The following is a 21,793-nucleotide window of genomic DNA, read 5'->3' on the forward strand; positions in this document are numbered from 1 at the left end:
CTGTCGTCTTTAGATACAACTTAAGATATATCTTAATGCGAAACAAGGCGTTTTTCTCAGACCTCGACGGCTCGCGACGAGCGGCGCGGCGTCGGCGAAGGGCAGTGCACGGCATCGATCAACGCGCTGGAACAGGGCTGCAACGCTTGGACCCGCTGTCGCCGTTGACGGCTTGCGATTAATGACACGGCATTAATCCAGTGCGGATGATCAGCACTGGCGGCCTTGTCTGTTAATAAGTATTGCGTGTAGGACAAGTTCTACAGAGATAAGCGGTTATTTATTGTTTCATGTTTTCATCGGTTTAAATGCTGCTTATTTCTACAGGCTGCGATGAATCTTCCTACATACATTTCAGTTTGAATGGCTGAACATGCTTCGCGTTGAAAGTTGATCTCTGTGGCTGCAGGCCAATTGCCGTTAATTGATCAGGCTTTTGATTAATCTTTTTTCTATCAAAAAGGTATTGAGTAATGTTGAAAAAAATTGCAATCGCAGCTCCCATGGCCATTCTGGCGCTGACTTCTTCCATGGCGTTTGCCATTGGTGAAGCGCGCCATGCCATCAACCTGCTCGCGACAATTCCAAGCGATGTTTTCTACGTATTGCCGGTCGACCCCGATCTGATCGTCAAGGATCAACGTCTCATCTACGACCCGTTCAGTTCGCAATTGAGCACCTTGCGCGCGCAGTTCGATACCAAGAACTCCAACGGCTCGATCGCCGCGATGCTGGAAAATGCTGCGTATCTGTCCAATGGGGTGCCCGCCGAGAATATTCAACTGGCCGTGACATTCAACGGCAGGGCCCTCAATCACACCGCGCCGGTTGAAGTGTTGAATGACGCCGATTCCACGCCAGGCAAGCGCGTCGAACTGACGGTTGTACCGACCAGACCGACAAATGGCTATGTCGCTGGTGATTACACTGGCGTAGTTGCATTGCGCTTTGATGCAGTACTTCCTGTAACTCCTTGATATTTGATTGATGCCTGGTGTGAGCAAGTTTGAATCAGGTAGTTTTACCGGTCGACAGGTCATCGGACCTGTCGATCCGCAGGTTGACCGTATCGATCGTTAATACTACGAGTAACCCGTTCATGTTCCCGATGACTCCCATCGCGACTGCGCTCGCACTTTTTTTCTGTGCAAGTGCATTGGCTGTGCCCACCAACCCTGGCACGACACCCCGCAGTCTTCTGGCCCAGGCCAAAGGTTTGCCAGCGGACTTTGAAGAACACTTCTTCGATGTACCGCTGGCCGTTCGCGTGGAACTCGATCAACAACTTGTGGGTGAGGCCATGATCGTGTTGTCCCGCGATGATCGCGTCACCCTGCTGGAATTTTCCGATGTCGTCGACAGTCGTGTTTCTGCCAGTGAGCGGGAAACCTGGGCCACTTATCTCAAGCAAGGCGTTGCCCTGGGCGCTTGCGCCGGCAGTTGCCCGGAGCAGATGCTGGCGGTGCATTACAACCTGAACAATTCATTGCTTTCGATTGCCACGGCCAACGCCGAGCGTGATACCCAGGCCAAGCGCTACTACGAACTGCCGGAAGGCGGCAGCAGTGGCTTGATCGTGCGCAACCAATTGAACCTCAACGGCGGCCAGGCGCAAGACCTTGGCGGGCGATTTGGCCTGGAGGCCAGCAGCAGCCTGGGCAACTGGACCCAGAGCGTGAATCTGCAGTTGGCCCGGTTGGGCGGCCCGGACGACAAGCTCTACCACGCGGTGCACGAACTCCACAGTCAGCGTGAACTGGAAGGCAGTTTTCTGCGGTTGGGTTATTTCACCCCTAATTCCCAGGGCCTGAGCCGCCAGATCCGCACATTCGGTGCCAGCCCCGACACGGCCGCCGGCCTGATGTTCGGCAGCTCCGACAGCCTGGTCATCAACAGCCCGAAACCCAGCCTCTATCCCATCTATGTCACCGCCAACCGCCAGGCCTCGGTGGAAATTGTCCGCAACGGGCTGTTGATCAACACCCAATCGGTGGATGCCGGCCTGCAAACCCTGGATACCCGTTCCTTGCCGGGGGGCATCTATGAAGTGGAGGTGCGCCTGGTTGAAGACGGCCATATCACGTCCACCACCCGGGAGCTGGTGTACAAACCCGTCAACTGGCGCAATCCGGACAGTCGTTGGCGCTACAACCTGTTCGCCGGTCGGGAAAGCAAATTGCTGAGCAACTGGGACGAGCAGGACTCCGGCGACCTGACCTCCGGCGCGGCCGTCAACTTCCTGCTGCACCCACGGGTCATTCTGGGGGTGTCGGGGCGGCAGGTGCGGGACACCATGCAATATGGCTCGTCGGTCGACTGGACGGTGACCAACGACATCAATCTGTTCGCCAATGTCTATCAAACCGAGAATCACGGCACCGGCCTCGACCTGCAAACCATGTACAACTACGGTGAGGGCAGTGTTTTTGTCACCCATACCCGCAGTTGGCTCGACACCACCCGGACCTATGAAACCCTGCCCGATGGCACGCGGGTCCGTCAGCGCAAGGTCTTCATCGGCCAGACGAGCAACTCGTCGCTCTCGCTCAATCATCGGGTCAGCAGCAAAAGCTCGGTCAATGCGCGGGTGTCGCACAGCACCGGCAATGTCGAAGGCACCGGCGTGGACATGGGATGGACCCAGCGCGGTTCCCTGTTTGGCAGCGACGCCAACTGGCGCTTCTCGGTTTTCGACCGGCCCGGCAGTTTCAGCAGCGGCGACAAACGCAATCGGGGTGTCGACCTGAGTGTGAGCCTGGCGCTGGGTGGCCCGGGGGAGCAGTGGTCCGCGAGTCTCGGCACCCGCACCTCCCGCGGCGGGGGGCGTGACAACAACGGCACCCTCACTTACCGCAAGGAGTTGCAGGACCACGTGCTGCAAAGCGTGTCGGCCACGGCGCTCGCCGACACCTACGGCGTTGGTTTTTCCGGTACCGCGAACTTCGCCAATGATGCCGTCAATGGCGATGTGTTCGTTCAGCGGTCGTCCTTCAATGACAAGTTCGCCGGTGGCTTGAACCTGGACAGCACCGTGGCCGTGGGCGGCGAGAAAGTCGTCATGACCAGCCAGCACCACGGGACGGGCGCGGGGATGATCGTCGACGTCGAGTCAGACGTCGATGACATCGCCCTGCGCGCCGACGATGCCAGCGGCGGCAGCGCGAGCCTGCGACCGGGGCGCAACTTCATCCCGATCACCGCCTACCAGAACAGCGTCGTGAGCTTCGACTTCGAAGGCAACCATCCTCCGGCCGCGAGCATCCAGCCGGCGCGCAGCCGCTATCACCTGAACAAGGGCGGCGTGGGCTACCGCAAGATCACCGTGAGCAAGACGCTTACCGTTCTCGGGCGCCTGGTCGATCCCCAGGGCAGGCCGCTCAAGGGACACCACGTGATCAACCACGCCAGTCGCGGTGTCAGCGAGGTCGATGGCTTCTTCTCGATGGAAATGCAGGCGGGCTCACCGACGCTGGAAGTGCGTCAGGGCAATCAGTTGTTGTGCCAGTTCCGGCTCGATACGGCCAATGCACGCCATGAAGACAACGTGTTGATGATCGGTGATTTGCGCTGCTCGCCGGACACGTTGGCGGAGGCCACTTACAACACTGAAAGTGCGGGTTGAACGACTCGCGAAACACCCTTCGATGAATCTCATTTTTCAGGTTGAACATGATGAAACGCTTATTGGCAGTCCTTGGCTTTTCCCTGGTGCCGCAGATCGTGCTGGCGGGCCCGCAAATCAATGTCGGCGTGGTCTTCGACTATCTGGACGGTGATAAAACCACCTTTCTGAAACGGGTTTTCAACGGCGGTGACAGTACGGCATTCGTCAAGATCGACATTCTTGAAATTCTCTACAACGCCGACGGCACCTCGCAGGAAGTGCCGCTTGCCAACCAGGCCGACGCCAGCGCCCGGAATGGCCTGATGGCCAGCCCGGCGCGACTGATCGTACCGGCCAATGGCATGCAGGGCACGCGTCTGCTGTACCTCGGCGAGCGGGATAAAGAGCGTTACTTCCGCGTCCGTTTCGTGCCCGTGGTACCCGAGAAGGAAGACGAATTTGCGGTGTCTGCCGACGAGCGCGAAGACTACAAAAAAGGTCTGTCCGCCGGGGTCAACGTACTGGCGGGCTACGGCACGATCTTTTTCGTCCGGCCCAGCCAGACGCGTTATGAGAGTGCAATCACCGACGGTGCGCAGAAGTACGAAATCCGCAATAACGGCAACAGTGTCGTGGTCATCGACGAGTTCAAGGATTGTTCGGTGAACAGTGAAAACGACTGCCAGCCCACCACCAAACATCACATTCTGGCGGGTCGAGCGTTCCAGTTCGACAAGCGGGCCGGCCGTGAATACCGGTTCACCCTGATTGAAGGTTCAGCGACGAAAAAGCTCGAGACAAAGGGCTGAAACCAGGCGCGAGTGAACGACATGATCAAAGCGATGAAAGCAGTCACTGCCACCCTGTTGCTGACCCTGGTCAGTACCAGCGCGGTTGCCCTGCGTATCAGCGAGACCTTCGAGGTCTCGGTCACCCTTCCTTCCGCCGCATTTCACGTGATACCGGCGGACCCGGGGTGGATTCACCTGGAGCAGCGGCTCAACTGGAACCCCTACACCAGCGAACTCAGCCGCCTGCGCAAACAGTTTGATGTGAAGAACGAAAATGGAGCGATATCGGCACGGCTGTCGTTCGAGCCGTACCTGAACAACGGCAGGGACACCGACGATATCCCGCTCGTGGTCACGTTCAACAACACACGTCTGACCCTTGATGCCCAGGAAGTGATTTCCGAGGTGGACGCAAGAACCGGCAAGCGTGTCGCCCTGGAAATCGCGGCGGTAAAGCCGGGTGACGGTTACCGGCCCGGTGACTACTACGGCAACGTGCACATGCTGTTCGAGGCCATCGTTCCCTGACGCCGGGCAGCTTTATTCAAGGTAACGCAAGTTCGATCAGACAGAGGTAGAAGTGAACGTGATCAACAGGATTCAACGCAGCACCCGGTGGTTGCTGACAGGGGCATTGCTCGGCGGTGGGGCTGTATCGCCGGCCCATGCCGCTGTGCAGGAAATCACCGCGGTTTTTCGACCGGATCCGTCCAATCCGTTAAGCAACAAGTTCATCAACACCACCCCGGAAAGCGGCGTCTGCCCGTGGCATATCCCTGACAGGTGCAAAGAGTTGGGGATCTTCAGTATCCGCACCAACGACATCAACTTCACGGCCAACAAAGCCATAGTCGCCGGGCATGCCAGTGAACGGGACGGCGCCATGTTCAAAGTGCCGTCAGCTTGGCGTAGTGTCGAAGTGATGCATAGGGACACCGGGGAGCGGCAGACGGTGGAAATGCGCATTGCCGGCATCGGTAACCGCTGGGACATCCGTTCTCCGGCAATACCGTCAACCCACGCCTGGGGCAATGTCTACAGCATGTGGCAATCGGCGCCCAGTCCTTGTCTCCCGACGGGGTACATTGCCAATGCTCCCTATCATTACACCCTCTGGTTCTGGCGGGTGCCCGAGAACGCCGGCACCTGCAGTCGCCGGGCGGTCGCCGATATCAGTGCACTCAGGTACGCGATCTTCGAATACGCCTATGAACTGAAAACGCCCAACCCCCTGACCATGTCCAGCGGCCAATACACCGGTTCGCTGAGTTACTCGCTCGGGCCCCACCAGGACTTCGATTTTGGCGACGTCATGATCCCGAATGACAGCCTCCTCACGTTCAACATGACGTTGAACGTCGAACATACCTTGAAGGTGGAGATCCCGCCGGGCGGCCATCGGGTGGAATTGCTGCCGCAAGGCGGCTGGCAAGCCTGGCTGAATCAGGGACGTAAACCGACGCGGCTGTTTCGTGACCAGACCTTCAATGTCTCGGCGTCGTCGCGCTTCAAGATGAAGCTCGAATGCCAGATCCCGCACGGTGGCAACACTTGCGCACTGCGCGAGCCGAACTCGGGACATTCCGTACCACTGAACGTAAGTGTCAGTTTGCCCAACGGCTTGGTGGATGCCGTCGGGCAACCGGTCAATCGCCGTCCCCTGTTGCTGGATGGCAGCGGCACCGAGTTGTTCCAGCCCGGTTTTTACGTCGACCGAAAACCCGCGAAGCTGCATTTCGAGATTGTCCGGGAGCATGTCGAGACGATGCTGACCGGCGATGAGAAAACCTACTCGGGCAACGTCACGGTGGTCTGGGACTCGGAAGTGTAACGGGCGAGGTCTCCCGCCGCATGGCTGGACGCTCATCGTTGTGCCGTCTGAACGGGCAGGCATTGCGTATGAGCGCCCGGTTGAAGGTAGGGCGTCAGAATCGGCGCCATGCCCTTGAGCACCTGAACGGGCAATGCCGACGTGAACTTGAAGGTTTCCGCCGAGTTGCCCGGTACGAAGGCGGTGAGCGTGCCGAAGTGATTGTCACCGATATAGAACACGAAGGTGGCCGTGCGGTTGATCGACTTCGAACTGAGGATGCGTCCACCCGAACCGAACGTCTCGATGCGGTTGTCCCCCGTGCCGGTTTTGCCACCCATCGCCAGGGATTTTCCATCGGCCGTGACGAAACTGCCGGACACTCGTTTGGCGGTGCCGGCGTCCACCACCTGGGACAAGGCTTCGCGCATGGCCGTCGCCACTTCCGAAGGCATGACCCGTTTGCCCGCGTCCGGATCGTTGATCAGCTTGGTTTCATAGGGTGTATTCGCCGCGAAGTGCAGACTGTCGATGCGCAGCGTCGGCATGCGCACACCGTCGTTAAGGATGGTGCCGATCAGCTCGGCCAGCGCGGCCGGTCGGTCACCGGAACTGCCAATGGCGGTGGCCAGTGACGGCACCAGGTGATCGAACGGATAGCCGACTTTCTGCCAGCGCTGATGGATGTCGAGGAACGCCTCGATCTCCAGCATGGTGCGGATGCGGCTGTCGCGCGCGCCCTTGTGCCGGCTCTTGAACAGCCAGCTGTAGACTTCCTGGCGCTCGAACTGACTGGCCTTGACCACCTCGCTCCACTTGGCATCCGGGTGGTTCAGCAGATAGCCCATCAGCCACAGGTCCAGGGGGTGGACCTTGGCGATGAAGCCCTGATCCGGCAGGTCGTAGAGGCCGGGGCTGTAGTTTTCGTAAAGCCGTTGCAGGCGTTCGTCGGTCAGTTTTTCGGTGAGCTTGGCGCCGCTGAGGTGCGAACGCACGAAGCTGTTGAAACTTTCCTGGCTGGCCTGGGGCAACAGGTAGCGATGCACCGCCGCCATGCGAATCGGCGTTGGCCGCATGCCATCGAGGAAGGTTTCGAGGCGTTCCTGAGTGTCCTTGTTCTTGTACTTTTTCCAGAACCGCAGCAGGAACGACGTGCCCTCGCGGTCAGCGAACGAGGCCAGGTATTCCTGCCGGCGGGGGTCGCGGTCGTCACCCAGCAACTGGGCGGTAGCGCTGGGGCCGGAGTAGGTGGTGTAGCGCACCACATCGCGCATCAGGCGAATGAAGGGCAGGTTGATCGACTCGCGCAGGGCATCGCGCAGGGTCGGGTTGCGGCCGTTGTCTTCCTTGCGAAAGTTGACGAAGGAGTGCAACCCGCCACCGGTGAAAAAAGCTTCGCCGGGGCTGGCGGAATACTTGCGGTCCAGCGCTGCGCCGAGCATGGCGGGCAGGTTGCGGTCCTTGTTCTGGATCAGGTAGTCGACGGCCCAGCGGCTCAGGCGGTCCTGATCCGGAACGTCGACTTTCTTCAGGTCGGCAATGCTCATGCCGGCGTATTTCTCGTGCAGTTCGGCGATGATTTGCAGGTAGGTGGTGAGCACGCGCATCTTGGCGGTGGAGCCCAGTTCCAGCTTGCTGCCTTCGTTGATGTCGAAGGGCTGGTCGGTGCTGTCGGTCTGGATCCGCACACGTGAGCCGTCCGGGGTCAGCTCGAACAGAGTGAAGCTGTAGCGCACCTGCGTGGTGCTGGTGGGGGTGAGCAGGCGTTCGCCGATCAGGCCGATCTGCGCGGCGAAGGCGGGGTCGGAAAGGTGCTTGAGGTACTCGGTGGTCTGAGCCTGGAGATCGCCCTGCAGGGTGCTGGTGGCCGAGAGATCGAGGCGATCGAGGTCGTACAGCGGTCGATTGAGCAACCCGCCCAGGCGACTGCGCGCCACGCTGATGCCCTTGTTGGTTTCGATCGGCTGAATCGTCGGCTGGGTCAGCCAGTCGCGGTAGGTCACCTTGGCGGCCAGCGCGGCCGCCGCAAACGGTGCGTCGATGACATGGTTCAGCGCCAGCAGGCGGATATGGCTGTCGGTCAGGTCGGCCAGCTCGTCGCGTCCCTTGGTCAGGTAATGGGAGGGGCGGCGCTGGGCGATCATCAACGACAGCATTTCACGCAGGGCCAGGCCTTTTTCGGCCATGGTTTTCGGGTCCGTGTCGGGGCTGGCGAGCCGTTCGTTGGCCTGGTTGAAATCGGCGCCGTACCAGACGCGCAGTCCTTCGGCCATGCCATGCACCTCGCCGTGGCCCGGTACGGCAGACAATGGCACGCTGTTGAGGTAATCGCGCACCACGTTCTTGCGTGCCTCGAGGGTTTCCGGTCCGGCCTGATAGGCGCGGATGCTGGCGGAAATCATTTGTCGGATCTTTTCCCCGCCCGATACCGTCAGCCCATCGGGCGAATGCCGGTACTTCTCGAGTTGGGTCGCCAGGGTACTGCCGCCCGCCGACTGGCCAGGCATGTGCAGCAACTTGGCCACCTGCGACCACGCGGCCATGCCGAATCGCGGCCAGTCCACGGCCGGGTTGGCCCTGGGCAGGTCAGGGTCGAGCAGGAAACGGTTCTCGATGAACAGCAGGCTGTTGACCACCACGGGCGGGATGGCGTCGAAGCTCGCGTAGAGCTGTTGTGGATACTTGTACTGATACAGGGGGCTCGCCCGGCAATCGGTAATCAGCAACCCGGCCTGGATTTTCTCCTGATAAGGCACGAACAGGCCTTTGTCGCTGTAGTCCATCAGCGCCTGGGAAAAGCGCGTCTGGGCCGAAATGACGTAGTCGCGCTTGATCAGTCGCGGCAGGAACTCCCCCAGTGAGCTGTAACCCAGCCGCAGGTCGAAAGGCCCGGCGCCGGGATAGCGAATGGCGTCGCTGGGGCCCGGTTGCAGTTCATAGGTCAGGGTGGCAGCGAGTTTGCTGGCTTCCCGGGATTGAAACTTCGACGTGCGCATTTCCCTGACGGCGGCCAGCCCCAGCGCGATCAGGATAATCAACAGCAGCAGGAAAAACGCCTTCCATCCGTGTCTGATACGGCTGCGACGAGGTTTTTCAGGTAAAGGCGCTTCATCCACACGTTCAGTCGGAACCACATTTTTACTCGAATCGGTTTGCCACAGCGCGCCCATAGTCGATTGATCCATTCACGCAGATTGATCGGACTTGTCTGAAGCTTAGTCGGTGGTTGGCGATGACGAGGAAATTGTGGGGAGGAGAGGGATAGGGGGGTAAGAGATTTTTGGAATGGAGGTCTCTTTGGTGCCCGGGCGGCCCTCATCGCGGGCAAGCCCGCTCCCACAGGATCTGGAGTGTTCTCGAATCTTGTTCAATACCAACGCTGTGGGAGCGGGCTTGCCCGCGATGAGGCCCGTCCAGGCGCCTCAAAACATTCAGGGGTACTTGCGCTTGTCCGGGGCCGGCGGGAAGTATTGATACAGCCAGGTTTCGCTCAGCGTCCGCTCGTTGGTGCGGATGAACAGGCGCATTTCCACCGGCTCGACACTGTCGTTGGTCGGGTACCAGTCGAAGAGAATCCGATAGCCCTTGATGTCATCGAGTACCAGCACGCTGAAATCCTTGACCTCGCCATTGGAGCAGGTCACCACCGGCTCGATGCCCGTACCGTCAGGCAGGCGCTCCAGCCCGCCGCCGGTGAAGTCCACGGCAAAGCGGCGTGCCCAGACGGGCGGGTAATGCTCGCCCGGCGCCCAGCCCTCGGTGAAACCGCCCATGCCCGAGCGTGTCGCGTGCACCCGCGCCAGCGGTGTGCCGACGGGCGGCAGCGCGCTCCAGTACAGCTTGTAGCCGTAATTCAGTGAATCACCGGCCGCGACAGGCTTTTTCGGGGTCCAGAAGGCGACGATATTGTCCATGGTCTCGCCGGTCGTGGGAATTTCCAGCAAATCGATGGAGCCTTCGCCCCAGGCGGTCGTCGGTTCGACCCACAGGCTCGGTCGCTTGCTGTACCAGTCCACGGTGTCCTGGTAGCTGGCAAACTCATGGTCGGTCTGCACCAGGCCGAAACCCTTCGGATCGGTGTCCGTGAAGGCGTTGAATTGCAAGGTGGCCGGGTTGTTCAGCGGACGGCAGATCCATTCGCCGTTGCCGCGCCACATCGCCAGGCGATCCGAGTCATGGATCTGCGGGTGAATGGTGTCGCACATGCGGCGCTCGTGGGTCCCGCAGCTGAACATGCTGGTCATCGGGGCGATGCCCAGTTGATCGATGTTGGTGCGTGCGTTGATGTGGGCATCGACTTCCATCACCACGCGCTCGGCCTGGCAATCGATGTCGAAGCGGTAGGCACCGGTGGCGCTCGGCGAGTCGAGCAGGGCGTAGACCACAAAGCGGGTGCTGTTCTTGTCCGGGGTTTCGAACCAGAACTTGGTGAAGTCGGGGAACTCCTCGCGTTTTTTTGCGTAGGTGTCGACCGCCAGGCCGCGGGCCGACAGCCCATACTGGCCGGTGGCATCGACCGCGCGGAAGTAACTGGCACCCAGGAACGACACTACGTCGTGGCGGTCCAGCTCCGGCGCCTTGAACAGCTTGAACCCGGAAAAACCCAGGTCGCCCTTGAGCTGCTGGGTGTCGACCGAGGTGTTCTCATAGTTGAACAGCGAAGGGCGGAAGTGCACTTCGCGCGCCTGACGCGTCTTCGGGTCGACGCTGTACATGCGCACCGGCTGTTTGAACCCCATGCCCACGTGGAAAAACTGCACATCCAGCTGACCTTTCAGATCCTTCCACAGGGAATGATTGGCGTCGTAGCGGATGGCGTTGAAGTTTTGCGGCGTCATGGTCGCCAGGGTCGGCGGCAGCACCTGCTTGGTGTCCTGATAGCCCTTGCCGGCCAGCTGTTTGGCCTGGCTTTTGAGCGTATCGAAGTCGAAGGCCTGGGCCTCCCCATCGGCGGTGTTGTTACTCGCCCAGGCCCTGGCGGCCAGCAGGCCGGAGGCAGACAAACCGGTGTAGGCAGCGATGGCCATGGACGCTTTGAGCAAATTCCTGCGGTGCATAAATACAACCTGTCGTGAGCAATCCCGTGCCGTTCCTGGCAGGTACTGGATCAAAAATGGGGTTCGGACATGCCTTCGGCCAAACGCAACGGACTTAGAACAGATGCCAAATAGCTTAAACGGTTCGCCATCAGAGCAAAAATGGTTGATGTCAGGGCAATGGCGCAGCAATGAAACAAGACATTTCCGGTTAACGTTTCCCACAGAGACTTCTGAATTAGAGGGCATTTCTGCTTTTTTCGACTAATTACTCTAAAAACCACTTTTCAGCGCCGGGATAGTTTCTATTCTATGGGCATGACCGGTTTCTGCCCTCAGGCCGGTGGGATTCAGTTGGCACGAGGAGGCGGCTGAAAAAGGGAAGGGCGATGCAGTAGTTGCAGTTTTCTTTGACGTTAGAGAAGGACATCGTCCATGTCGAAAGTACAAGGCATCACCGAAATGTTGGGAATCTTTCCCTGCCTGGGCCTCGGGCGGCGAAGGCGTCGTCTCAATTCCGAGGAATTGAAGCTGGTGGAGCGTTATCGCGAGTTGTCGGAGAACGACCGGATAGCGATGCGGTATCTGGTGGATGCGATGCGCAGTGTGTCGCGGTTTTGACGAAGTCCCGGCGTTCGGCTGCGGCATTGATGCCGCAGTTGGCGTCGTTGATTACCTCTGACTTGACCTGTCTGAAGGTTGGTGGAGCACGCGCAAAATTTGAATACGGCCATGTATCAATCGATAGGAGGCGATAAATGGATACCGGCCAATGATGAGCTCTCGTACATCCGGTGTGGCCGACGGCCGCCCGGATCCGGGAAACTGCCCGAGCTGACGAAAGGATTGGAGGAACACGGAGATGACCGCTCTCTTGGAGGTGTATACGTAGTAGACATTGTAGACAACTTAGGTTTGCTGGCCTGTTCGTCAACCCAACGGATCAGGAGGAAAGATTTCGGATGGCCGAAGCAGTGGAGGGACAAGGATGGCGCCGCCAGGATCGGCGGTTATTGCGGTGGGTGTTGCTGTAAAACCGGTGGTGCCTGATGCCGGCTTCCACCTTGAAACCGAGGTGAGGCCATGCTGGCAAGCCAGCTCCCACAGGGACTGCACAGATCCTGTAGGAGCTGGCTTGCCAGCGATGCAGTTCTTAATGCTTGAACATCACATGGCGAACGACGGTGTAGTCCTCCAACCCGTACATCGACATGTCCTTGCCATAGCCGGACAGTTTCTGCCCGCCATGGGGCATTTCGCTGACCAGCATGAAGTGGGTGTTGACCCAGGTGCAGCCGTACTGCAAACGGGCAGACAGGCGATGGGCGCGGCCGACATCGGCGGTCCACACCGACGAGGCCAGGCCGTAGTCCGAATCGTTGGCCCAACCCAGCACCTGCGCTTCGTCGTTGAATCTGGTCACCGACACCACCGGCCCGAACACCTCGCGACGCACGATTTCGTCGTCCTGCTGCGCATCCGCCAGCACGGTGGGTTCGAAGAAGAAACCATTGCCTTCCACGGCTTTGCCGCCGGTGACCAGGCGAATGTGCGACTGTGCCACGGCGCGTTCGACGAACCCGGCCACGCGGTCGCGGTGTTGCGCGGTGATCAGCGGGCCCAGTTCGGTGGAGGGGTCATCCTGCACGCCGTACTTGATGCTGCTGACGGCCGCGCCGAGCTTCTCGACGAACTTTTCGTAGATGCCGGCCTGCGCATAGATGCGGCACGCGGCGGTGCAGTCCTGGCCGGCGTTGTAGAAACCGAAGGTGCGGATGCCTTCCACGGCGGCGTCGATGTCGGCGTCGTCGAAGATGATCACCGGCGCCTTGCCGCCCAGTTCCATGTGCATGCGTTTGACGCTGTCGGCGGTGCTGGAAATGATGTTCGAACCGGTGGCAATGGAGCCGGTCAGCGACACCATGCGCACTTTCGGGTGGGTCACCAGTGGGTGGCCTACGGTGGGGCCGCGACCGAACACCAGGTTGAGCACGCCGGCCGGGAAAATTTCCGACGCCAATTGCGCCAGGCGCAGCGCGGTCAGCGGGGTTTGTTCCGACGGCTTGAGCACCACGGTGTTGCCGGCGGCCAGGGCCGGGGCGATTTTCCAGGCGACCATCATCAGTGGGTAGTTCCACGGTGCGATGGAGGCGATCACACCCACCGGGTCGCGCCGGATCATCGAGGTGTGGCCGGGCAGGTATTCGCCGCCGGCCGAACCGCTCATGCAGCGACTGGCACCGGCGAAGAAGCGAAACACGTCGGCAATGGCCGGGATCTCGTCGTTCAATGCCGCGCTGTAGGGCTTGCCGCAGTTGTCCGATTCCAGCTTGGCCAGCTCTTCGCCGTGGGCTTCGATGGCCTCGGCAAGTTTGAGCAGCAGCAGCGAACGGTCTTTGGGCGGAGTCTGCGACCAGCTGTCGAACGCCGCGTCGGCGGCGCGCACGGCGGCGTCTACCTGGGCTTCACTGGCTTCGTTGATTTCCACCAGCACGCGGCCCAGCGCCGGGTTGAATACCGGCTGGGCAGGGCCTTCGCCGTTGACGAGCTGGCCGTTGATCAGGAGTTGGGTTTGCATGGCATTGTCCTCTTCACAATTTTTATTTTCCTGAAGAACCATGGCCCCTGTGGGAGCGGGCTTGCTCGCGAATGCGGTTAAACATTCAGCATCAGTGTTGGCTGACACACCGCATTCGCGAGCAAGCCCGCTGCCACATCTGGATCCGGTTCCTCCAGTTGAAATCGAGTTACTTCCCGCCACTCCCCGCCACGCTTTCCCCGCCACGGGTCAGGTAATAGGCGCCGAGAATCGGCAGCATGGTCACGATCATCACCAGCATCGCCACGACGTTGGTCACCGGCACGTCACGTGGCCGGCTGAGCTGGTTGAGCAGCCACAGCGGCAGGGTGCGTTCATGGCCGGCGGTGAAGGTGGTGACGATGATTTCGTCGAACGACAGCGCGAACGCCAGCATGCCGCCCGCCAGCAGGGCCGAGCCGAGATTGGGCAGCATGATGTAGCGGAAGGTCTGCCAGCCGTCGGCGCCCAGGTCCATCGAAGCCTCGATCAGGCTGTGCGAAGTGCGGCGCAGCCGGGCGATGACGTTGTTGTAGACGATCACCACGCAGAAGGTCGCGTGGCCGACGATGATGGTGAACATCCCGGGCTCGATCCCCAGTGACTTGAAGGTCGCCAGCAGGGCGATCCCGGTAATGATCCCCGGCAGCGCAATCGGCAGGATCAACATCAGCGAGATGCCTTGCTTGCCGAAGAAGTCCCGGCGGTACAACGCGGCGGACGCGAGAGTGCCGAGAACCATGGCAATCAGGGTGGCGATGGCGGCGATCTGCAGCGACAGCTTGATCGCCTCCAGCACGTCCGGGCGCGAGAACGCGATGCCGATCCACTTCAGGGTGAAACCCTTGGGCGGAAAGCTGAACGCCGCGTCTTCGGTGTTGAAGGCGTAGAGGAAGATGATCAGGATCGGGAAGTGCAGGAACACCAACCCGCCCCAGGCGGCGATGCGCAGACCCAGGGAAGCTCGTTCAGAGTGCATCGAAGGCCCCCAGTCGTTTGACAATGGTCAGGTAGATGGCGATCAGCACGATCGGCACCAGGGTGAAGGCGGCGGCCATGGGCATGTTGCCGATCGCGCCTTGCTGGGCGTACACCATGCTGCCGACGAAATAGCCGGGCGGTCCCACCAGTTGCGGCACGATGAAGTCGCCCAGGGTCAGGGAAAAGGTGAAGATCGAACCGGCGGCGATGCCCGGGATCGACAGCGGCAGAATCACCTGCATGAAGGTCTGGCGCGGCTTGGCCCCGAGGTCGGCGGAGGCTTGCAGCAGCGACGGCGGCAAGCGTTCCAGCGACGCCTGGATCGGCAGGATCATGAACGGCAGCCAGATGTAGACGAACACCATGAAGCGTCCCAGGTGCGAGGTCGACAGGGTGCTGCCGCCCACGCCGGGAATGCCCAGCACGAACTGCAACAGCGGCTCCAGTCCCAGGTGCTGGACGAACCACTGCGCCACGCCGCCCTTGGCCAGCAGCAACGTCCAGGCGTAGGCCTTGACGATGTAGCTGGCCCACATCGGCATCATCACCGCAATGTAGAAAAACGCCTTGGTCTTGCCGGTGGTGTAGCGCGCCATGTAGTAGGCGATCGGGAACGCGACAATGGCGCTGGCGATCGACACCACGATGGCCATGCTCAGGGTGCGCAGGATGATGTCGAAGTTCGACGGCTGGAACAGTGCGGCGAGGTTGGCCAGGGTCAGGTCGGGGGTGACCGCCATGGTGAAGTCGTCGAAGGTGTAGAAGCCTTGCCACAGCAGCACCAACAGCGAACCCAGGTAGATCGCGCCAAACCACAGCAGCGGGGGCACCAGCAACAGCGACAGGTAAAAGTTCGGGCGCCGGTACAGCAGGTTGGAGAACCTGCGCAACGGCGAGCCGCTGACCGGGGTCGGGGTGATTGCCACGCTGTTCATGTCAAACCCCGCCTACGGTGTCGTGCAGCGCGATCATCGCTTCCCGTGCCCAGCGGGCGCTGAGGCGTTGCCCGGTCTGGTGCTGGGCGCTGACGTCCAGCCACTGATTGTTGGCCTGGCTGATGTTCAGGGTCTGGCCGTTTTCCAGCTTCAGTTCATAGCGGGTGGCGCTGCCCTGGTACTGGATGTCGTGGAGCAGGCCGCTGACTTCGATTTCATGGCTGGCCAGCGGGCCTTCGGCAAAGCGCACGTGTTCCGGCCGAATCGAAAACGGTTGCGGGTTGCCGCTGAGCTGCTTCGCCAGATCGCCGCGGATCACGTTGGAGGTGCCGACGAATTCCGCGACAAAGGTGGTGGCCGGTTTCATGTAGAGGTTGCGCGGGGTGTCCACTTGCTCGATGCGACCCTTGTTGAACACGGCGACCCGGTCGGACATCGACAGCGCCTCGGTCTGGTCGTGGGTGACGAAGATGAAGGTGATGCCGAGCTGGCGTTGCAGTTTCTTCAGCTCGCTTTGCATCTGCTCGCGCAGCTTCAGATCGAGCGCACCCAGCGGCTCGTCGAGCAGCAGCACCCGGGGACGGTTGACCAGGGCGCGGGCCAGGGCCACGCGCTGGCGTTGACCGCCGGAAAGCTGCACCGGTTTGCGCTCGCCGTAGCCACCGAGGGCGACCATGTCGAGGGCTTCTTCGGCGCGGCTGCGGCGTTCGTTTTTGCCCACGCCTTTGACTTTCAGGCCGTAGGCCACGTTGTCGAGCACGTTCATGTGCGGGAACAGGGCGTAGTCCTGAAACACGGTGTTGACGTCACGCTCGTACGGCGGCAGCCCGGCGGCTTCTTCGCCGTGAATACGGATGGACCCGGCGCTCGGCTGTTCGAAACCGGCGATCAGGCGCAAACAGGTGGTTTTGCCGGAGCCGGAAGGGCCCAGCATGGAAAAGAACTCGCCGTCCTGGATGTCGATGGAAACCCGGTCTACGGCTTTCACATCGCCGAACAGACGGGAAACGTTGGTGAATTGGACTGCAAGCGTCATGGTGCGGTGCTCCAAAAAAGGCGGCAGCCGTCGCAGCGGCCGTGCCTGGACTTCTGAAAATGCGTTGTTACGTGCTGTGCGTTGATTGGGTAAAGTCGTTTTGGGCGCGTAGCGCGCGGCGATCAGCCGTGTCCGGCCAGCGCACAGCCCCCGGAGCGTACGTCAGTACATGAGGAGGCGAGCACTGCCCGGGCGCGGCTGGTCGACGCGCCGTAGCGACCGGAATGACTTTTAACGGCCGCCCATGATCGCGATGTAGTCCTGGGTCCAGCGGCTGTACGGCACGAACTTGCCGCCCTCGGCCTGCGGGGTTTTCCAGAAGGCAATCTTGTCGAATTGATCGAAACCGTTGGTTTTGCAGCCCTCGGCGCCGAGCAGTTCGCTCTCCTTGCACGCCGCCGGGACTGCCGGCAACGAACCGAACCAGGCCGCTACGTCACCCTGGACCTTGGGTTGCAGCGACCAGTCCATCCACTTGTAGGCACAGTTCGGGTGCTTGGCCTCGGTATGCAGCATGGTGGTGTCGGCCCAACCGGTGGCGCCTTCTTTCGGAATGGTCGACGCGATCGGCTGCTTCTCGTTCACCAGGCCGTTGACCTGATACGGCCAGGCGCCGGAAGCGACCACGCCTTCGTTCTTGAAGTCGCTCATTTGCACGGTGGTGTCGTGCCAGTAGCGGTGGATCAGCGGCTGCTGGGCGCGCAACAGGTCGAGCACGGCCTTGTACTGCGCTTCGGTCAGTTCGTAAGGGCTCTGGATGCCCAGTTCCGGCTTGGCGGTTTTCAGGTACAGCGCTGCATCGGCGATGTAGATCGGGCCGTCATAGGCTTGTACGCGACCCTTGTTCGGCTTGCCGTCCGGCAGGTTTTGCGCATTGAACAGCACGCCCCAGCTATCCGGCGCGGTCTTGAACACGTTGGTGTTGTACATCAGCACGTTCGGGCCCCACTGGTACGGGGTGCCGTAGGTCTGCTTGTTGACCACGTACCATGGCGCATCGTTGAGGCGTGGGTCGAGGTTCTTCCAGTTCGGGATCAACGCGGTGTTGATCGGTTGCACACGCTTGCCGACGATCAGTCGCAGGGAGGCATCCCCGGATGCCGTGACCAGGTCATAGCCGCCCTTGGCCATCAGGCTGACCATTTCGTCGGAGGTGGCGGCGGTCTTCACGTTGACCTTGCAGCCGGTTTCCTTCTCGAAACCGCTCACCCAGTCATAGGCCTTGTCGCTTTCGCCCCGTTCGATGTAACCGGGCCACGCCACGATATCCAGCTGGCCTTCGCCAGCGCCGACGGACTTCAGCGGCTCGGCAGCCTGGACGCTGGCGCTGGCCAGCAGCGCGGTAGTGATTGCACTGAGCAGTGCGGTCTTGTGCACGAACATTGGGTTTCCCTCTTCTTTAATTATGGTCGGGGCAGTGTTGAACGTGGTGAAGCCAATGCCTTTACGGCTAATTGTCAGCGTAGTGCGCTTTTTATAAATGCTGTCCGTGGCGGGCCATGATGTGCCGCACCACGCTGTAGTCCTGAAGCGAATCGCTGGACAGGTCCTTGCCGTAGCCCGAGCGTTTCAGGCCGCCGTGGGGCATTTCGCTGACCAGCATGAAATGGCTGTTGATCCAGGTGCAGCCGTACTGCAGGCGCGCCGCGACCTGCATCGCCTTGTCCAGGTTCTGGGTCCAGACCGAGGACGCCAGGCCGTATTCCGAATCGTTGGCCCAGTCCACCGCTTGCTCGAGCCCTTCGAAACGGGTCACGGTGACCACCGGGCCGAATACCTCCCGCTGGACGATTTCATCGCTCTGCTTGCAGCCGGCCAGCAGGGTCGGCTGGTAATAGAAGCCGGCACCGGAATGCACCGCGGCCCCGGTGACCCGTTCGATATGGGGTTGGCCGAGGGCGCGTTCGACGAAACTGGCCACCCGGTCGCGCTGGCGGGTGCTGATCAGCGGGCCGATTTCGTTGTCGGCGTCACGTTTGCCGGCAAAGCGCAGGCTGCCGACCGCCGCGCCGAGTTCGGCCACCAGCCGGTCGTGGATCCCGGCCTGTGCATAGAGGCGGCACGCCGCCGTGCAGTCCTGGCCGGCGTTGTAGTACCCGTAGGTGCGTATGCCTTCGACCACTGCCTGAATATCGGCATCGTTACAGACGATCACCGGCGCCTTGCCGCCGAGTTCGAGGTGCGTGCGCTTCAGGGTTTTCGCCGCGGCCTGCAAGATTTTCTGCCCGGTGACGATGTCGCCGGTCAGCGACACCATGCGGATTTTCGGGTGACTGACCAGGTGGCTGCCCACGCCTTCGCCGCCGCCACAAATGATGTTGATCACCCCGCGCGGCAGGATCTCGGCCAGGGCGGGCGCCAAGGCCAGAATCGACAACGGCGTGTGCTCGGAGGGCTTGAACACCAGCGTGTTGCCAGCGGCCAGGGCCGGGGCGATTTTCCACGCGGCCATCATGATCGGGTAGTTCCAGGGCGCGATGGACGCGACCACGCCGATGGGATCGCGGCGCACCATACTGGTGTAGCCAGGCACGTATTCGCCGCTGAGCTGCCCGGTCTGGCAACGCACGGCGCCAGCGAAGAAGCGGAACACATCGACCGTCGCGTTCAGGTCGTCCTGTCGAGCCAGGTGCAATGGCTTGCCGCAGTTCAGGGACTCCAGGCGAGCCAGCAGGTCGGCTTGTTTCTCGATGGCGTTGGCGATTTCCAGCAGCAGGTTGGAGCGTTGCTGGGGCGTGGTTCGGGACCAACTGGCGAAGGCGTGGTGAGCAGCCAGGATCGCGGCTTCGACTTGTTCGGTGCTGGCCTCCGCGATGTGCGTCAACACTTCACCGGTGGCCGGATTGAGGATCGGCTCGACAAAACCCTGACCCGCGACCAGTTCGCCATCGATCAACAACGCGGTGAACAACGGAGTCTGCGCGCCAGCCATTTTTCGGGTTCTCTTTTCTTGTGTGGCCATGGTGCTCCCTGTGACTGGGACCGGCCGTCTTATAGATGAACCAAGACTAGTGCCCGGAACCGAGGTCGACAAATACTAAATATTGAAGGTAACGTTCGATTAAATAGATGGCTTGCGTCCGCCGTGCGGTTGTTCCCGGGCGACGGTCAGGAAGGGGTCCACCAGCGCCGGGCGGGCCGTGCCCCGGCGCCAGGCCAGGCCGACGTCGAGGGTCTGGCTCAGGTCGGCGATGGGGCGAGCCTCGATGATGTCGCCCTCCAGCGACCAGGGGCGGTAGGTCATGTCCGGTTGGATCGACACCCCCAGGCCGGCGGCCACCAGGCTACGCACCGCTTCGGTCGAAGCGGTCTTCAGGGTGATGCGCGGTTGCAGCGACGCCGCCGACCACATGCGCTGGGCGTTGCGGTCCATTTCGTCGACGTTCAGTTGAATCAGTGGTTCGCGGGCCACGTCGGCGAGGTTGATGCTGTCGTGCTCCAGCAGCGGATGCTGCGCCGGCAGCCACAGGCGATGGGGTGAGTGGGTCAGCACTTCGGTCTGCAGGGCATGGCGGTCCTCGAGGTTGGACAGGATCAACACGCCGACGTCGATTTCGCCGCTGACCAGCAAATGCTCGATGTAGGGGCGCTCATCCTCCATCACGCGGATTTCCACATTCGGGTAGGCGCGCTGGAAGCGAGTGAGCAAATCGGCGAGGTAATAACCGGCCACGAGGCTGGTCACTCCGATGATCAACTGCCCGGCCACCTGGTCGGTGCTCTGCTGCAGGCTGCGCTTGGCGTTGTCCACTGTCGCCAGGATCAGGTGCGCCTGACGCAGGAACTGGTGGCCCTGGTGGGTGAGGGTCATGCCCTTGGCGTGGCGGTTGAACAGGCCGACACCGATTTCCTGCTCCAGTTGCTGGATGGCCAGGGTCAATGTCGACTGGGAAATGAAAGCGGTCTGTGCGGCGGCGGAGATCGAGCCGGTCTCGGCCACGGCGATGAAATGACGGATCTGACGCAGGGTCATCATGAGCAGGCACCCGGTGGGCGGTTTTTATCGATTCACTGGAGTGTATATCTTTTTAATCGAATGGCTTGGGTAGGGTTTTTCAGACCGGGCAACATCCGGAAGCACTCTCGTCGGCCGCCGCCGTCGCGTTTCGATCTAGGCTGGTGGCCTAGAAAAGTCCTTAGCTGGAGACGACAGACATGAATACCCGTGGATTGCTCGATCAGTTGCTCAAGTCCGGTCAGGACCTGCTGCAGAACAAGGCCGGTGGCTCGCAGAACAAGGGTTCCGGCGGCGCACTGGGTGGGCTGCTCGGCGGTAACGGTGGATCAAACGGCCTTGGCGGCTTGTTGTCGGGCGCCGGTGGTGGCGCGCTGGCGGCGGGTGCCATGGGCCTGTTGATGGGCAACAAGAAGGTGCGCAAGGTCGGCGGCAAAGTGGCCATTTACGGTGGCCTGGCGGCATTGGGCGTCATTGCCTACAAGGCCTACGGCAACTGGCAGGCGCAGCAAGGCGCGGCGCCGGCCCGTGAACCGCAAACCGTGGACCGTCTGCCGGCGGCCCAGGCCGAGCAGCACAGCCAGGCCATTCTCACCGCGCTGGTGGCGGCAGCCAAGGCGGACGGGCATGTCGATGAGCGCGAACGCACGCTGATCGAGGGCGAGTTCACCCGGCTCGACAGCGACCGGGAACTGCAACACTGGCTGCACGCCGAATTGAACAAGCCACTGGACCCAGCCGACGTGGCGCGCACTGCCAGCACTCCGGAAATGGCCGCCGAGATGTACATCGCCAGCGTGATGATGGTGGACGAGGAGAGCTTCATGGAGAAATCCTACCTGGAGGAACTCGCCCGCCAGTTGAACCTGGCGCCGGGCCTGAAGGCCGAGCTGGAGAAACAGGTGCGCCAGGCCTCCGTGTAACGCAATCCACTGTGGGAGCGGGCTCGCTCCCACCTCGGTTTTCGGGAATGGCCACTACCTATGCCCACTCCACATCCCCCTTGTGCGAGCGGGCTTGCCCGCGAAGGCGTCATCACCCACTGCGCATCATCCAAGGCAGATCCA

17 protein-coding genes are annotated in these 21,793 nt (G+C 61.1%); 7 read left to right on the forward strand and 10 right to left on the reverse strand.

Annotation, left to right across the window (positions count from 1 at the left end):
• The first annotated feature begins 473 nt into the window (after nucleotides 1–473).
• The 5 genes from QIW53_RS08800 (at nucleotide 474) to QIW53_RS08820 (ending at nucleotide 6,226) form a co-directional block, all read left to right on the forward strand.
• On the forward strand, nucleotides 474–977 hold the full coding sequence (locus tag QIW53_RS08800; protein ID WP_371049246.1) for a CS1 type fimbrial major subunit: 504 nt from the start codon (nucleotides 474–476) through the stop codon (nucleotides 975–977).
• 122 nt (nucleotides 978–1,099) lie between these two features.
• Nucleotides 1,100–3,622 (forward strand): CS1-pili formation C-terminal domain-containing protein, encoded by a 2,523-nt coding sequence (locus tag QIW53_RS08805; protein ID WP_371049247.1) that lies wholly within the window; start codon nucleotides 1,100–1,102, stop codon nucleotides 3,620–3,622.
• A gap of 50 nt (nucleotides 3,623–3,672) precedes the next feature.
• The gene (locus QIW53_RS08810; protein ID WP_371049248.1) at nucleotides 3,673–4,413 is read left to right on the forward strand and encodes a molecular chaperone; all 741 of its coding nucleotides are present in this window, start codon (nucleotides 3,673–3,675) and stop codon (nucleotides 4,411–4,413) included.
• A 33-nt stretch (nucleotides 4,414–4,446) separates the two neighbouring features.
• Nucleotides 4,447–4,923 carry a CS1 type fimbrial major subunit gene (locus QIW53_RS08815; RefSeq protein ID WP_371049249.1) on the forward strand — a complete coding sequence of 159 codons (477 nt, stop codon included), beginning with the start codon at nucleotides 4,447–4,449 and terminating at the stop codon, nucleotides 4,921–4,923.
• A gap of 52 nt (nucleotides 4,924–4,975) precedes the next feature.
• Nucleotides 4,976–6,226, forward strand: coding sequence for a hypothetical protein (locus tag QIW53_RS08820; protein ID WP_371049250.1), 1,251 nt, complete (start codon nucleotides 4,976–4,978; stop codon nucleotides 6,224–6,226).
• Nucleotides 6,227–6,258: 32 nt separating this feature from the next.
• Here the strand turns inward: QIW53_RS08820 and QIW53_RS08825 are convergent, their stop codons facing one another.
• Nucleotides 6,259–9,375, reverse strand: a complete 3,117-nt coding sequence (locus QIW53_RS08825; RefSeq protein ID WP_371049374.1) for a transglycosylase domain-containing protein — start codon at nucleotides 9,373–9,375, stop codon at nucleotides 6,259–6,261.
• Nucleotides 9,376–9,636: 261 nt separating this feature from the next.
• Nucleotides 9,637–11,262, reverse strand: coding sequence for a glucan biosynthesis protein D (locus QIW53_RS08830; RefSeq protein ID WP_371049251.1), 1,626 nt, complete (start codon nucleotides 11,260–11,262; stop codon nucleotides 9,637–9,639).
• A gap of 414 nt (nucleotides 11,263–11,676) precedes the next feature.
• On the opposite strand from QIW53_RS08830, the gene QIW53_RS08835 reads away from it, so the two are divergent.
• Complete coding sequence (locus QIW53_RS08835; protein WP_262167374.1) at nucleotides 11,677–11,862, forward strand: hypothetical protein; 186 nt, start codon at nucleotides 11,677–11,679, stop codon at nucleotides 11,860–11,862.
• 51 nt (nucleotides 11,863–11,913) lie between these two features.
• Here QIW53_RS08835 and QIW53_RS08840 read toward each other — a convergent pair whose 3' ends face one another.
• The 8 genes from QIW53_RS08840 to QIW53_RS08875 all read right to left on the reverse strand — a co-directional run bounded on the left by QIW53_RS08840 (nucleotide 11,914) and on the right by QIW53_RS08875 (nucleotide 20,747).
• Complete coding sequence (locus QIW53_RS08840) at nucleotides 11,914–12,105, reverse strand: type II toxin-antitoxin system RelE/ParE family toxin (RefSeq protein ID WP_371049376.1); 192 nt, start codon at nucleotides 12,103–12,105, stop codon at nucleotides 11,914–11,916.
• A gap of 289 nt (nucleotides 12,106–12,394) precedes the next feature.
• A complete protein-coding gene (locus QIW53_RS08845; RefSeq protein WP_371049252.1) occupies nucleotides 12,395–13,819 on the reverse strand; it encodes a gamma-aminobutyraldehyde dehydrogenase in 1,425 nt (474 codons plus the stop codon).
• 169 nt (nucleotides 13,820–13,988) lie between these two features.
• Nucleotides 13,989–14,798, reverse strand: a complete 810-nt coding sequence (locus QIW53_RS08850; protein ID WP_371049254.1) for an ABC transporter permease — start codon at nucleotides 14,796–14,798, stop codon at nucleotides 13,989–13,991.
• On the reverse strand, nucleotides 14,788–15,735 hold the full coding sequence (locus QIW53_RS08855) for an ABC transporter permease (RefSeq protein ID WP_192302574.1): 948 nt from the start codon (nucleotides 15,733–15,735) through the stop codon (nucleotides 14,788–14,790). The genes QIW53_RS08850 and QIW53_RS08855 overlap by 11 nt, the downstream gene beginning before the upstream one ends.
• A gap of 1 nt (nucleotide 15,736) precedes the next feature.
• The gene (locus QIW53_RS08860) at nucleotides 15,737–16,771 is read right to left on the reverse strand and encodes an ABC transporter ATP-binding protein (RefSeq protein ID WP_371049255.1); all 1,035 of its coding nucleotides are present in this window, start codon (nucleotides 16,769–16,771) and stop codon (nucleotides 15,737–15,739) included.
• A gap of 231 nt (nucleotides 16,772–17,002) precedes the next feature.
• A complete protein-coding gene (gene ydcS, locus QIW53_RS08865; protein ID WP_192302572.1) occupies nucleotides 17,003–18,154 on the reverse strand; it encodes a putative ABC transporter substrate-binding protein YdcS in 1,152 nt (383 codons plus the stop codon).
• 91 nt (nucleotides 18,155–18,245) lie between these two features.
• Nucleotides 18,246–19,733 (reverse strand): gamma-aminobutyraldehyde dehydrogenase, encoded by a 1,488-nt coding sequence (locus QIW53_RS08870; RefSeq protein WP_192302571.1) that lies wholly within the window; start codon nucleotides 19,731–19,733, stop codon nucleotides 18,246–18,248.
• Between the two features lie 99 nt (nucleotides 19,734–19,832).
• Entirely contained in the window at nucleotides 19,833–20,747 is a 915-nt protein-coding gene (locus tag QIW53_RS08875; RefSeq protein WP_192228470.1) for a LysR family transcriptional regulator, read from the reverse strand.
• Nucleotides 20,748–20,926: 179 nt separating this feature from the next.
• Here QIW53_RS08875 and QIW53_RS08880 point away from each other — a divergent pair, with 179 nt between their 5' ends.
• Nucleotides 20,927–21,649, forward strand: coding sequence for a tellurite resistance TerB family protein (locus QIW53_RS08880; protein ID WP_371049256.1), 723 nt, complete (start codon nucleotides 20,927–20,929; stop codon nucleotides 21,647–21,649).
• Nucleotides 21,650–21,793 lie beyond the last annotated feature (144 nt).

It is taken from the genome of Pseudomonas fluorescens (assembly GCF_041354075.1).
GTDB lineage: Bacteria > Pseudomonadota > Gammaproteobacteria > Pseudomonadales > Pseudomonadaceae > Aquipseudomonas > Aquipseudomonas fluorescens_CE.